We start from the raw sequence: 11,453 nt of genomic DNA on the forward strand, positions 1-11,453 counted from the left end.
GGCGTTCGGCGTTCGCTGGCATGAACTGGATCAACTCCGGCCGGCCCGACCGCATTCCCCCGGCGCCCGCCCGGACCGCCGCACGCCGCCGCCCGCCGACCGCCGAACACCGCCGCCCCCAGGTCGCCCCCCGGACCGCTCCTCGGCCCGTCCCCGGTCAGTTCTCGATCAGTGTGGCGAGCTCGGCGGCCAGGTTCCGCCGGGCCGGCGCCTCCCAGTGGGCGGTGCCGTACGGGGTGTGGAACAGGCGGGGCAGGTCGAGCAGCTGCCGCAGCACTGCGGCCCGTCCGGTACGGAAGGACTCCTCGGGTACGAAGGAGTACTCGTCGCGGACGGCGGCGACGTAGGCGGCGTACGCGTCGGGGCCGCCGGCGAGCACGGCCAGGTCGGCGTCGCACAGCACCTCGCCGTTGGTGTCCCCGGGCTCGGGGTGGTGGGTGACGGTGAGGCGTACCAGCCGTGCCACTTCCGCGGTGCGTGCGGCGTCGATGCCGAGCTCGGGCAGGGCGCGCTCGGCCATGGCGGCGCTGCGCTCCTCGTTCTCGGAGCGGTCGGGCCGGTAGACGGCGTCGTGGAACCAGGCGGCGAGGCGGACGGCGGCCGGGTCGGCCGCGTGTCCGGCGAGCAGGTCGACGTGCCGGAGGACGGCGTCCAGGTGGGCGGTGGTGTGGTACCGGCGCTGCGGTTCGGCCCAGGCGTCGAGCAGCCGGTCGGCGTAGGGGGCGGGATCGCGGCGGGCGCCGGCTTCGGCGGCGGTCGCGTTCCATGCGTCGGCAAGCCGCTGCCGGCGCTCCGCGGTGTCGGTGTCCATGCGGCCATTGTGCTGTGCGGCTGTGGCGCCCTTGTGGGGGTGACGTGATTGTGCTGGTGAAGCACGCCCGCCGACCCGTACCCTGGATATTGGACTAGACCTATTTTCCGTACCGACTGATTTAACGGATTTCCGAAGGATGGGGTCAGATGAGCAACCGTGCGGTCCTGGAGGTGATCGCCCTCGACGTGGAGGACGCGGTCGCGGCCCAGGACGGTGGAGCCGACCGCCTGGAACTGGTCACCGACATGGCCGCCGACGGGCTCACACCGCCCCGGGAGACCTTCGCGGCGATCCGGGCCGCGGTGGACATCCCGCTGCGCGTGATGCTGCGCGCGTCGGACGGCTTCGCCGCCGGTGACGCGGCCGCCGTGGCCGCGCTGGCCGCCGAAGCCCGCGCCCTGCGCGCGGAGGGCGCGGAGGAGTTCGTACTGGGCTTCCTGAACGCCGACGGGACCTTGGACCTGGCCGCCGTCGAGGCGCTCACCGCCGAACTGGCCGGCTGCCGCTGGACCTTCCACCGGGCCATCGACCGGGCCTGTGACCGCGACCAGCTGCGCAAGGCCCTCGCGGACCTCCCGGGCCTGGACACCTACCTCACGGCGGGCTCCGCCGACGGCGTGGACGCCGGTCTGCCCGTCCTCCTCGCGGAGGCCGCCCGCCGCGGCGAGCCCGGCTACCAGGCCCGCATCATGGTCGGCGGCGGCCTCACCCTGACCCACCTGCCGGCACTCCGCGGGGCCGGCATCGACGCCTTCCACATCGGCGGCGCGGCCCGCCCCGGTGGCTGGGACCGCCCGGTCAGCGCGACCGCGGTCGCGGAGTGGCGCACGGCCCTGTCCTAGCGGCCGCGGGCGGCCGGGTCCCCTACGGCGTGAGCGTGGAGAGGTCCAGTTCGATCTCGAAGGGGACCGGCCGCTTCATGACCTCCCGGAAGATGCCGGCGGGGGCGTACGCGCCGGTCGGCACGTCCAGCTCGTAGACGTGGACGACGGGGGCTCCGGCCTGGTCCTCGATGCACCAGTAGTGCGGGATCCCGGCGTCGGCGTACTTGCGGAGCTTGACGGTGGTGTCACGGTGCGCGGACTCGGGCGAGACGACCTCCACGACGAGCTGCACGTCCTCCGGGGCGAACCAGGTGCGGTCGGGGTCGTAGGCGGTCGTCGTCACGAGGAGGTCGGGCTCGGGACGATTGCGCTTGTCGAGCCTTATGGTCATCTCCCGCCCGACAAGCCAGCCTTCCGGCGCCTGCTGCCTGAGCGCGATGGTGAGCGCGGTGACGACTTCACCGTGCCACCACCTCTGGGGGGACGTCATGAAGACGAGGGCTCCGTCGATCAGCTCGGTGTGCCGAGGGGCTTCCGGGAGGTGGTCCAGGTCCTCCGCGTACCAGCCCTCGGCCCGCGGCGGGCTCATCCACTCGGGCATGGCGGTCATGTCCCCTACCGTAGTGTCCGTCCCGCCGCGCAGATCGGCTCTTCACTCATACGGACGACGGGGACGACGGACGCCGCTTCGGGCGCCGCAGCCCCGCCGCCGTCAGCCGCCTGACCAGCTCCTTGCTGCCGACTTCGACCGCGCCGGCGGCCACCGCGTCCGCGTACCGCTCCGACGGGACGTCGTAGTGGTCCCGGTCGAAGGCGCGCCGCGGACAGCCGATGGACGCCGCGAACTCGTGCAGCTCCTCGTACGAGACGTCGCTGACCAGGTGCGACCACATCCGGCCGTGGCCCGGCCAGGTCGCGGGGTCGATGTAGAGGGTCACTCGGCGAACCCGCCCGAGCCGTGGAACACCGGCGCGAGGCCGCCGACCGACGCCACCTTCACGCCCGCCTTCCCGCACACCCAGTGCGGGTCGGGGCCCAGCTCGGGCTCCACGTCCAGGGCGTGGGGGTCGCCGTGCGAGCACACCGGGCACAGCGGCCAGCGCCCGTACTTCTCCAGCAGGGCGTCCTGGACGTCCTGCGCGACCAGACCGGCGAGGTAGTCGACCCCCTCGGGCCACTGCTCCACCCACCAGCGGCGGTGCACGACCGAGTCCTCGACCAGGGAGACGACGTCGGCCTCGGCGACCTCGCCCGCGACGAGATCGGCGAGTACAAGAGCGCGGGCGGCGTGGAGCGCCTGTTCCAGAGGGGTCGCGTGGTCCATGGGGTCATTGTGGACCCAGGTCCGTCATGTGGCGAAGGTCCCTTTCCCCCGGGGGCTCGTGCCGCCTTGCCCGGGGGGCCCGCCGAAAATACCTTTCGGAGCGTGAGCCGGAGCGCGGAGGAATCCTGCAGTCCTGGCCATGGCCCTGGTCATGGCCCTGGCCCGGCGGGCCGGGGTGTGCCCGCGCCCGCGCAGTCCCGCGCCCTCACCCCCGCCGTCACGGCCGGCATAGCCGTGGGCGACTCGCCGTGACCGGTGCCGTCCCGCCGCGCCCCGGCGACGACGCGGACGGGGTCACCGACCGCCCGCCGCACGGCAACTCGCCCTCGTAGGGCGTACGTTCACCCGCGTCGCCGCACAGCGGCCGCTCGACAGCGCGCCGGGGCGTCCCGTGACCCGCTCAGCACCTCCCTCCCGCACCTCCCGCACCACCAGCCGCCAGGAGCCGCACCCGTGACCGCCGACGCCGAACTCCTCGCCCAGCTCGACACCCTCACCACCGAGGCCTTCCGCCCGGACCTCGCCGAGATCGACCGGATGTCCACCCTCGACATCGCCCGCACCATGAACGCCGAGGACACCGCCGTCCCCGCCGCCGTGGCCGCACGGCTGCCGGAGATCGCCGCCGCCGTCGACGGCATCGCCGCCCGGATGGCCCGCGGCGGCCGGCTCGTCTACGCGGGCGCCGGCACCGCCGGCCGGCTGGGCGTACTCGACGCGAGCGAGTGCCCACCCACCTTCAACACCGCTCCCGCGCAGGTGGTGGGCCTCATCGCGGGCGGACCACCGGCGCTGGTGACCGCCGTCGAGGGGGCCGAGGACTCCGCGGACCTCGCCGCGGCCGACCTCACCGCCCTGGAACTCACCGCCGAGGACAGCGTCGTCGGCATCTCCGCCTCAGGACGCACCCCGTACGCGATCGGCGCCGTCGAGTTCGCCGGGGCCAGGGGCGCGCTGACCGTCGGCCTGTCCTGCAACGCCGGCTCCGCGCTCGCCGCGGCCGCCGACCACGGCATCGAGGTCGTGGTGGGACCCGAACTCCTCACCGGATCCACCCGGTTGAAGGCGGGCACCGCGCAGAAGCTGGTGCTCAACATGCTCTCCACCATCACGATGATCCGGCTGGGCAAGACCTACGGGAACCTGATGGTCGACGTCCGGGCGTCCAACGAGAAACTGCGCGCCCGCTCCCGCCGCATCGTGGCACTGGCCACCGGCGCCCCGGACGAGGAGATCGAGGCCGCGCTCACCGCCACCGGCGGCGAGGTCAAGCACGCCGTCCTCGTGATCCTCGGGGGCGTCGACGCCCCCACCGCCGCCGGGCTCCTCGACACCTGCCACGGCCACCTCCGCGCGGCCCTCGGCCTCGCCCTCACCGAGACCGGCTGAGCCGCCACATGACCACGGACAAGAACCGCGCCACCGCCGCCGCGATCCTCCCGCTGGTCGGCGGGCCGGGCAACATCACCTCGATCGCGCACTGCATGACCCGCCTGCGGATCGGTCTCCGTGACCGCGCCCTGGTCCAGGACGAGGCCCTGAAGGCACTGCCCGCCGTACTGGGCGTGGTCGACGACGACACGTACCAGATCGTGCTCGGGCCGGGCGCCGTCGCCCGGATCACCCCCGAGTTCGAGGCCCTCGTAACGGAGCGGCGCGGCGCGCCGGACGACGCCGCGGACACCGCGCACACCGCGCACACCGCTGACACCACGGGCACCGCGGACCCGGCGAACGCAACGGACGCCGCGGCCGGCCGCCCCGTCACCGCCGCCCGACTCGCCGACCGTGGCGCCGCGTTGAAGGCCGAGCGGAAGCGGCGCAACGCGACCCCCGCCAAGCTGCTGCTGCGCCGCGTCGCGAACGTCTTCGTCCCGTTGATCCCCGCCCTGATCGGCTGCGGCGTCATCGCCGGCCTGGCCGGGTTCATGACGAACATGCGCTGGCTGCCCGACCTGGTACCGGCGCTCGCCGCGACCGCCTCCGGCTTCATGTCGCTGATCGCGGTGTTCGTCGGCTACAACACGGCGAAGGAGTTCGGCGGCACGCCGGTCCTGGGCGGCGCCGTCGCCGCGATCATCGTCTTCCCGGGCGTCACGAAGATCACCGCCTTCGGCATGGCGCTGGCCCCCGGCCAGGGCGGCGTGCTCGGCGCGCTGGCGGCGGCGCTGCTCGCCGTCCACGTGGAGCGGTGGTGCCGCCGGTGGGTCCCCGGGACCCTCGACGTCCTGGTCACCCCGACCCTCACCGTGCTGGTCTCCGGCCTGGTCACCGTCTTCGGGCTGATGTTCGTGGCCGGGGAGGTCTCGAAGGGCATCGGCGCCTTCGCCGACTGGTTGCTCTCCAACGGCGGCGCGGTGGCCGGCCTGGTGCTCGGCGGACTGTTCCTGCCGCTGGTGATGCTGGGCCTGCACCAGGCGCTGATCCCGATCCACACCACCCTGATCGAGCAGTCCGGCTACACCGTGCTGCTGCCCATCCTGGCCATGGCGGGGGCCGGGCAGGTCGGCGCGGCGATCGCCGTCTTCCTGCGGCTGCCCCGCAACGGCTCGATCCGTACGACCGTCAAGTCGGCCCTCCCGGCGGGCTTCCTGGGCGTCGGGGAACCCCTCATCTACGGCGTCTCACTGCCGCTCGGCCGGCCGTTCGTCACCGCCTGCGCGGGCGGCGCGGCCGGCGGCGCCTTCGTCGGACTGTTCAACCAGCTCGGCACCGCCTTCGGCTCCACCGCGATCGGCCCCTCCGGCTGGGCCCTCTTCCCGCTCCTCGACGGCCGGTCCGGGATGGGGACCACGGTCGCCATCTACGCGGGCGGCCTCGTCGTCGGCTATCTGGTGGGCTTCCTGGCGACGTACTTCTTCGGCTTCACCCGGCAGATGCTGACCGACCTCGACACCGACCCCGCCGAACCGGGCGACGGCGACGACGGCCCCGGCCCCTCCCCGGAACCCACGAAACACCCGGCCCTGACGTGACCTGACCTGACCCGCCGGGCTCCTCAGCGCGGGAAGGCTCCGGTGTCCAGCCTCACCGCGAACGGCTCGGGAAGCTCCACCGCGTCACCGAACGGCACCCGGTCAGCGTGCTTGTAGGCGCCGTTCTCGGGTGTGTGCCGCGGGGCCCCCGCCCCGGCCCGTCCGCGCGGGGCGGGAGCCGCTCCGGGGCGCCGGGGCGCCCTTGGCAGGGTGCCCGCGGGCGGTTGGGCGCGGGCAGGGGCGTAGGTCCGGGCGGGCGGGGGCCGAAGGCCCCTGCGTCAGGCGCCGCGCGCGGCCTCGATGAAGGCGCGGATCAGGTCCGGGGACTTCACGCCGCGTTCGGTCTCGACCCCGCTGGAGACGTCGACGCCCCAGGCGCCGGTGGTCGTGACGGCCTCGCGTACGTTGCCGGGGCCGAGCCCGCCGGCCAGGAGCCAGTGGCCCGCGGGGGCCGTGAAGTCGGCCGCGCCCCAGTTCCACGGCTTGCCGGAGCCGGGGTCGGGGGCGTCGATCAGCAGCAGGTCCTCCCCGTACTCCCCGCACCGCCCGACCCGCGTGGCGGTGGCGCGGAGCAGGGTCCGGCCGGGGGCACGGAGGGCGGCGAAGTCCTCCGGCGGCTCGTCGCCGTGCAGCTGGACGCCCCGTACACCGCTCTCGTCGGCGAAGCGGCGCACCTCGTCCAGGGGCTGCTTGCGGAACACGCCGACCGTCAGCACGCCGTCCGGGACGCGCGCGGCGAGCCGGCGGGCGGTGGCGGCGTCGACGGTGCGCGGGCTGCCGGGTGCGAACACGAAGCCGACCGCGTCGGCGCCGGCCGCCACGGCGGCGTCGACGTCCCGCTCGGTCTTCAGCCCGCAGATCTTGATGAACAGGTCGGCCATGCTCCCAGTCAACCAAACCGGAAGGCCCGCGGGCCGCCGCGTCCACAGGGCGGGCGGCGGCCCGGGGCCGTGACCGTTGCGGCGGGTCAGCCCGCGCGCCGGCTGCGGCGGGGCCTGCGGTCGTACGGGAACGCCCGAGGGCGGTATCCCCGGCTGGGGATACCGCCCTCGGTCAGGAACGGCTGATCGGGCCCGGAGGCGTCGATCAGAAGTCCATGTCACCGCCCGGCATGCCGCCCGGAGCGGCCGCGGCCTTCTCCGGCTTGTCGGCGATGACGGCCTCGGTGGTCAGGAACAGCGCGGCGATCGACGCGGCGTTCTGCAGCGCGGAACGGGTGACCTTGGCCGGGTCGATGATGCCCTCGGCGACCAGGTCGACGTACTCGCCGGTCGCGGCGTTCAGGCCGTGGCCCGGGGTCAGGTTGCGCACCTTCTCCACCACGACACCGCCCTCGAGGCCGGCGTTGACGGCGATCTGCTTCAGCGGGGCCTCGAGCGCCAGCTTGACGGCGGCGGCACCGGTGGCCTCGTCGCCCTGGAGCTCCAGCTTCTCGAAGACCTGGGAGGCCTGCAGCAGGGCCACGCCACCACCGGCGACGATGCCCTCCTCGACGGCGGCCTTCGCGTTGCGGACGGCGTCCTCGATGCGGTGCTTGCGCTCCTTGAGCTCCACCTCGGTCGCGGCGCCGGCCTTGATGACGGCCACGCCGCCGGCCAGCTTCGCGAGGCGCTCCTGGAGCTTCTCGCGGTCGTAGTCCGAGTCGGAGTTCTCGATCTCGGCGCGGATCTGGTTGACGCGACCGGCGACCTGGTCGCTGTCACCGGCACCGTCGACGATGGTGGTCTCGTCCTTGGTGATGACGACCTTGCGGGCGCGGCCCAGCAGGTCGAGACCGGCGTTCTCCAGCTTGAGGCCGACCTCCTCGGAGATGACCGTGCCACCGGTGAGGATGGCGATGTCGCCGAGCATCGCCTTGCGGCGGTCGCCGAAGCCCGGGGCCTTGACGGCGACGGACTTGAAGGTGCCGCGGATCTTGTTGACGACCAGGGTCGACAGGGCCTCGCCCTCGACGTCCTCGGCGATGATCAGCAGCGGCTTGCCGGACTGCATGACCTTCTCCAGCAGCGGAAGGAGGTCCTTCACGTTGCTGACCTTGGAGTTGACGATGAGGATGTACGGGTCGTCCAGGGACGCCTCCATACGCTCCATGTCGGTGGCGAAGTACGCCGAGATGTAGCCCTTGTCGAAGCGCATGCCCTCGGTGAGCTCGAGCTCCAGACCGAAGGTCTGGGACTCCTCGACGGTGATGACGCCTTCCTTGCCGACCTTGTCCATGGCCTCGGCGATGAGCTCGCCGATCTGGGTGTCGGCGGCGGAGATGGAGGCCGTGGAAGCGATCTGCTCCTTGGTCTCGACGTCCTTCGCCTGCTCCAGCAGCGCGCCGGAGACGGCCTCGACGGCCTTCTCGATGCCGCGCTTCAGGGCCATCGGGTTGGCGCCGGCGGCGACGTTGCGCAGGCCCTCGCGGACGAGCGCCTGGGCCAGGACGGTGGCGGTGGTCGTACCGTCGCCGGCGACGTCGTCCGTCTTCTTGGCGACTTCCTTGACCAGCTCGGCGCCGATCTTCTCGTACGGGTCCTCCAGCTCGATCTCCTTGGCGATGGACACGCCATCGTTGGTGATCGTGGGGGCGCCCCACTTCTTCTCAAGGACGACGTTGCGGCCCTTGGGGCCAAGGGTGACCTTGACGGCGTCGGCGAGCTGGTTCATGCCGCGCTCGAGACCGCGCCGGGCCTCCTCGTCGAACGCGATGATCTTGGCCATGTGAAGTGGTCCTCCCGGACTGGGGTGGATTGCTTCGGACCGCGCCCGGCGCCCGCGACGGACGGTTCGCGTGCCCGGCGGTTCCTTCCCGCCAGGGCCTGCCAACCTCACCGACTCGGTCCTCGTCGTTATCACTCTCACCCGGAGAGTGCTAACGCCAATGATTAGCACTCGGCACCCGAGAGTGCAAGAAGGTGGCTTCGAAGAAGCCTCGATGAGGGGTGGTGGCCGGGCGACGGGAGGGCGCGAGCGGCTTGGGCGGAGGCACGCGAACCCGCAGGTGAACACACGAGGGGCCCGCGTCCCTGTCCGGGATGCGGGCCCCTCGTACGTACGTGTCGGTGGTCGACGCCCTGGTCAGATCTGCGCGAGCTTGACCATGTCGGCCTGCGGACCCTTCTGGCCCTGCGAGATCTCGAACTCGACCCGCTGACCCTCTTCAAGGGTGCGGTACCCGTCCATCTGGATGGCGCTGTAGTGGACGAACACATCCGCACCACCGTCGACCGCGATGAAGCCGTAGCCCTTCTCCGCGTTGAACCACTTGACGGTGCCCTGAGCCATGCCTAACTCCCCTATTACTGGCCCTTGCGCAGGACCGCACTTCGCGGTCCCGGGTCAGAACTTGCGTCGGAACGCGTCGACCGCGGCTGAATGTATCTGCACCGACGCTGTCTGCAACAGGTCATTCCGGCGAGAAATCTGGACACTCGGATAGGCGGAAATAGCGCGATAATCCGGCATGCTCCAGGGCAAGTTGGACCTGGCAAAACACGCCAAAGCCCCATATCGCACGTGCATATTGGCCCGATGTCGACCATGGAGAGGCCCGCTCATATGCGGCGGGCAAGAACAGCGGAGGGGACTTCCCCAACTCTACCGCGCCCAACCAAGCAGAATTGCCCCCTCCGCTTTTACGGAGGGGGCAATTCAGGGGTTGCGCGCGTCAGCCCGCGGAGGGGTCAGCAGCCACCGGCGACGGCCGGAATGATGGAGACGCCGGCGCCGTCCGGCGTCGCCGTCTGCAGCCCGCCCTCGAAGCGCACGTCGTCGTCGTTGACGTAGACGTTGACGAACCGGCGCAGCTTGCCCTGGTCGTCCAGGACGCGCGCGGCGATCCCCGGGTGGTTCTTCTCCAGGGACTCGATGACCTCGGCCAGGGTCGCGCCCTCGGCGGGAACCTCGGCCTGGCCGCCGGTGTAGGTGCGCAGGATGGTGGGGATGCGGACGTTGACGCTCATGGCGCTACTGCCTTTCCGGTAGTGCGTGGGGAGGGTGGTCAGGCCAGGCCGGCGGCGCGGAACGCGTCCAGGCTGGGGCGGATGACGGCGGTCTGGCCGGTGTCCCCGGCGACCGCGTCGAGGGTCTTCAGGCCGTCACCGGTGTTGAGGATGACGGTGGTCAGGGACGGGTCGAGGACGCCGTTCTCGATGAGCTTCCTCGTCACGCCGACGGTCACGCCGCCCGCGGTCTCGGCGAAGATGCCCTCGGTCTGCGCGAGCAGCTTGATGGCCTCGACGACCTGCTCGTCGTTCACGTCCTCGACGTAGCCGCCGGTGCGGCGGGCGATGTCGAGGACGTACGGGCCGTCCGCCGGGTTGCCGATGGCGAGGGACTTGGCGATGGTGTTCGGCTTCTGCGGGCGGACCACGTCGTGGCCGGCCTTGAAGGCGGTGGACACCGGGGAGCAGCCCTCGGCCTGGGCGCCGAAGATCTTGTACGGCTTGTCCTCGACCAGGCCCAGCCTGATCAGCTCCTGCAGGCCCTTGTCGATCTTCGTGAGCTGGGAGCCGGACGCGATCGGGATGACGATCTGGTCGGGCAGCCGCCAGCCGAGCTGCTCGCAGATCTCGTAGGCCAGGGTCTTGGAGCCCTCGCCGTAGTACGGGCGGAGGTTGACGTTGACGAAGCCCCAGCCCTCGCCCAGCGGGTCGCCGATGAGCTCGGAGCAGAAGCGGTTGACGTCGTCGTAGTTGCCCTCGATGCCGACCAGGTCGCCGCCGTACACCGCGGCCATGACGACCTTGCCCTGCTCCAGGTCGTGCGGGATGAACACGCAGGACCGGAAGCCGGAGCGGGCGGCGGCGGCGCCGACGGCGCCCGCCAGGTTGCCGGTGGAGGAGCAGGAGAGGGTGGTGAAGCCGAAGGCGCGGGCGGCCTCGACGGCGATGGCGACGACGCGGTCCTTGAAGGAGTGCGTCGGGTTTCCGGAGTCGTCCTTCACGTACAGCTTGCCGGTGACGCCCAGCTCCTTGGCCAGGTTCTCGGCGTCCACGAGCTTGGTGAAGCCCGGGTTCAGGTTGGGCTTGCCGGCGACGTCGGCCGGGACGGGCAGCAGCGGGGCGTAGCGCCAGATGTTGTTCGGGCCGGCCTCGATCGCGGCGCGCAGGGCCTCCGGGTCGCCGGCGGGCAGGTCGTACGCCACCTCCAGCGGGCCGAAGCACTCGGCGCAGGCGAAGATGGGGCCGAGGTCGAAGCGGGTTCCGCACTCGCGACAGGAGAGCGCGGCGGCGGGTCCGAGATCGACGGGGGTGGCGACAGTCTGTACAGCCATGACGGCGAGGCCCTTTCTCCTCATCTTCCTCATGACGCGTTTCGTCACGAGACGGATTTGGCACCTTCCCTAGCCGGGGACCTCGCTGCAGATTGCGAACGCGAGAACCGACTGGAGGGTTGCCGGGGCTTCAACGGGCCGTTTCCCTCTGCCCCTCTGGATGAGCGGTATGGCTCCGGGCCGCGCGCTCTATGGCGCACCCGGGCATTTGTCTGCGAGCACCCCCGGCATGCGGGGGTCCTGCGCGTTGTTCAAG

The 11,453-nt window shown here is 71.9% G+C and carries 12 protein-coding genes and 1 riboswitch; of the genes, 3 read left to right on the forward strand and 9 right to left on the reverse strand.

All coding sequences use genetic code 11. From position 1 onward, the window contains the following. Nucleotides 1-157 precede the first annotated feature (157 nt). On the reverse strand, nt 158-811 hold the full coding sequence (locus ACFY61_RS24610; RefSeq protein ID WP_389475117.1) for a hypothetical protein: 654 nt from the start codon (nt 809-811) through the stop codon (nt 158-160). Nucleotides 812-960: 149 nt separating this feature from the next. On the opposite strand from ACFY61_RS24610, the gene ACFY61_RS24615 reads away from it, so the two are divergent. Continuing rightward, a complete protein-coding gene (locus ACFY61_RS24615; RefSeq protein ID WP_389475119.1) occupies nt 961-1,656 on the forward strand; it encodes a copper homeostasis protein CutC in 696 nt (231 codons plus the stop codon). A gap of 22 nt (nt 1,657-1,678) precedes the next feature. On the opposite strand, the gene ACFY61_RS24620 is transcribed toward ACFY61_RS24615, so the two are convergent. The 3 genes from ACFY61_RS24620 to ACFY61_RS24630 are packed head-to-tail and all read right to left on the reverse strand — an operon-like array spanning nt 1,679 to nt 2,962. Next, nucleotides 1,679-2,248 (reverse strand): Uma2 family endonuclease, encoded by a 570-nt coding sequence (locus ACFY61_RS24620; protein WP_389475121.1) that lies wholly within the window; start codon nt 2,246-2,248, stop codon nt 1,679-1,681. A gap of 46 nt (nt 2,249-2,294) precedes the next feature. Then, entirely contained in the window at nt 2,295-2,576 is a 282-nt protein-coding gene (locus ACFY61_RS24625) for a DUF4031 domain-containing protein (protein ID WP_389475123.1), read from the reverse strand. Beyond that, the gene (locus ACFY61_RS24630; protein ID WP_389475125.1) at nt 2,573-2,962 is read right to left on the reverse strand and encodes a hypothetical protein; all 390 of its coding nucleotides are present in this window, start codon (nt 2,960-2,962) and stop codon (nt 2,573-2,575) included. Before ACFY61_RS24630 ends, ACFY61_RS24625 begins: the two co-directional genes overlap by 4 nt. A 453-nt stretch (nt 2,963-3,415) precedes the next feature. Between ACFY61_RS24630 and murQ the strand changes: the two genes are divergently transcribed. Next, nucleotides 3,416-4,351 carry an N-acetylmuramic acid 6-phosphate etherase gene (gene murQ, locus ACFY61_RS24635; protein ID WP_389475127.1) on the forward strand — a complete coding sequence of 312 codons (936 nt, stop codon included), beginning with the start codon at nt 3,416-3,418 and terminating at the stop codon, nt 4,349-4,351. Between the two features lie 8 nt (nt 4,352-4,359). Continuing rightward, nucleotides 4,360-5,937 carry a PTS transporter subunit EIIC gene (locus tag ACFY61_RS24640; protein WP_389475129.1) on the forward strand — a complete coding sequence of 526 codons (1,578 nt, stop codon included), beginning with the start codon at nt 4,360-4,362 and terminating at the stop codon, nt 5,935-5,937. Nucleotides 5,938-6,215: 278 nt separating this feature from the next. On the opposite strand, the gene ACFY61_RS24645 is transcribed toward ACFY61_RS24640, so the two are convergent. The 5 genes from ACFY61_RS24645 to thrC all read right to left on the reverse strand — a co-directional run bounded on the left by ACFY61_RS24645 (nt 6,216) and on the right by thrC (nt 11,197). After that, entirely contained in the window at nt 6,216-6,818 is a 603-nt protein-coding gene (locus ACFY61_RS24645) for a phosphoribosylanthranilate isomerase (protein WP_389475131.1), read from the reverse strand. 205 nt (nt 6,819-7,023) lie between these two features. Continuing rightward, complete coding sequence (gene groL, locus ACFY61_RS24650) at nt 7,024-8,643, reverse strand: chaperonin GroEL (protein ID WP_389475133.1); 1,620 nt, start codon at nt 8,641-8,643, stop codon at nt 7,024-7,026. Nucleotides 8,644-9,000: 357 nt separating this feature from the next. Beyond that, complete coding sequence (locus ACFY61_RS24655; protein ID WP_389475135.1) at nt 9,001-9,207, reverse strand: cold-shock protein; 207 nt, start codon at nt 9,205-9,207, stop codon at nt 9,001-9,003. A 398-nt stretch (nt 9,208-9,605) separates the two neighbouring features. Then, nucleotides 9,606-9,884 (reverse strand): MoaD/ThiS family protein, encoded by a 279-nt coding sequence (locus tag ACFY61_RS24660; protein ID WP_150208487.1) that lies wholly within the window; start codon nt 9,882-9,884, stop codon nt 9,606-9,608. Nucleotides 9,885-9,922: 38 nt separating this feature from the next. After that, on the reverse strand, nt 9,923-11,197 hold the full coding sequence (gene thrC, locus ACFY61_RS24665; protein WP_389475137.1) for a threonine synthase: 1,275 nt from the start codon (nt 11,195-11,197) through the stop codon (nt 9,923-9,925). Nucleotides 11,198-11,214: 17 nt separating this feature from the next. Then, a riboswitch (SAM riboswitch) is annotated at nt 11,215-11,364 on the reverse strand. Between the last annotated feature and the right edge of the window lie 89 nt (nt 11,365-11,453).

Origin of the sequence: Streptomyces sp. NPDC012888, assembly GCF_042900645.1 — a bacterium.
Classification (GTDB): Bacteria; Actinomycetota; Actinomycetes; order Streptomycetales; family Streptomycetaceae; genus Streptomyces.

Coding starts and splice junctions, on each gene's coding strand:
- ACFY61_RS24630 (WP_389475125.1), bottom strand. CDS start 2,962: ATGGACCACGCGACCCCTCTGGAACAGGCGCTCCACGCCGCCCGCGCT.
- ACFY61_RS24610 (WP_389475117.1), bottom strand. CDS start 811: ATGGACACCGACACCGCGGAGCGCCGGCAGCGGCTTGCCGACGCATGG.
- ACFY61_RS24620 (WP_389475121.1), bottom strand. CDS start 2,248: ATGACCGCCATGCCCGAGTGGATGAGCCCGCCGCGGGCCGAGGGCTGG.
- ACFY61_RS24640 (WP_389475129.1), top strand. CDS start 4,360: ATGACCACGGACAAGAACCGCGCCACCGCCGCCGCGATCCTCCCGCTG.
- ACFY61_RS24615 (WP_389475119.1), top strand. CDS start 961: ATGAGCAACCGTGCGGTCCTGGAGGTGATCGCCCTCGACGTGGAGGAC.
- ACFY61_RS24645 (WP_389475131.1), bottom strand. CDS start 6,818: ATGGCCGACCTGTTCATCAAGATCTGCGGGCTGAAGACCGAGCGGGAC.
- ACFY61_RS24660 (WP_150208487.1), bottom strand. CDS start 9,884: ATGAGCGTCAACGTCCGCATCCCCACCATCCTGCGCACCTACACCGGC.
- thrC (WP_389475137.1), bottom strand. CDS start 11,197: ATGGCTGTACAGACTGTCGCCACCCCCGTCGATCTCGGACCCGCCGCC.
- groL (WP_389475133.1), bottom strand. CDS start 8,643: ATGGCCAAGATCATCGCGTTCGACGAGGAGGCCCGGCGCGGTCTCGAG.
- ACFY61_RS24655 (WP_389475135.1), bottom strand. CDS start 9,207: ATGGCTCAGGGCACCGTCAAGTGGTTCAACGCGGAGAAGGGCTACGGC.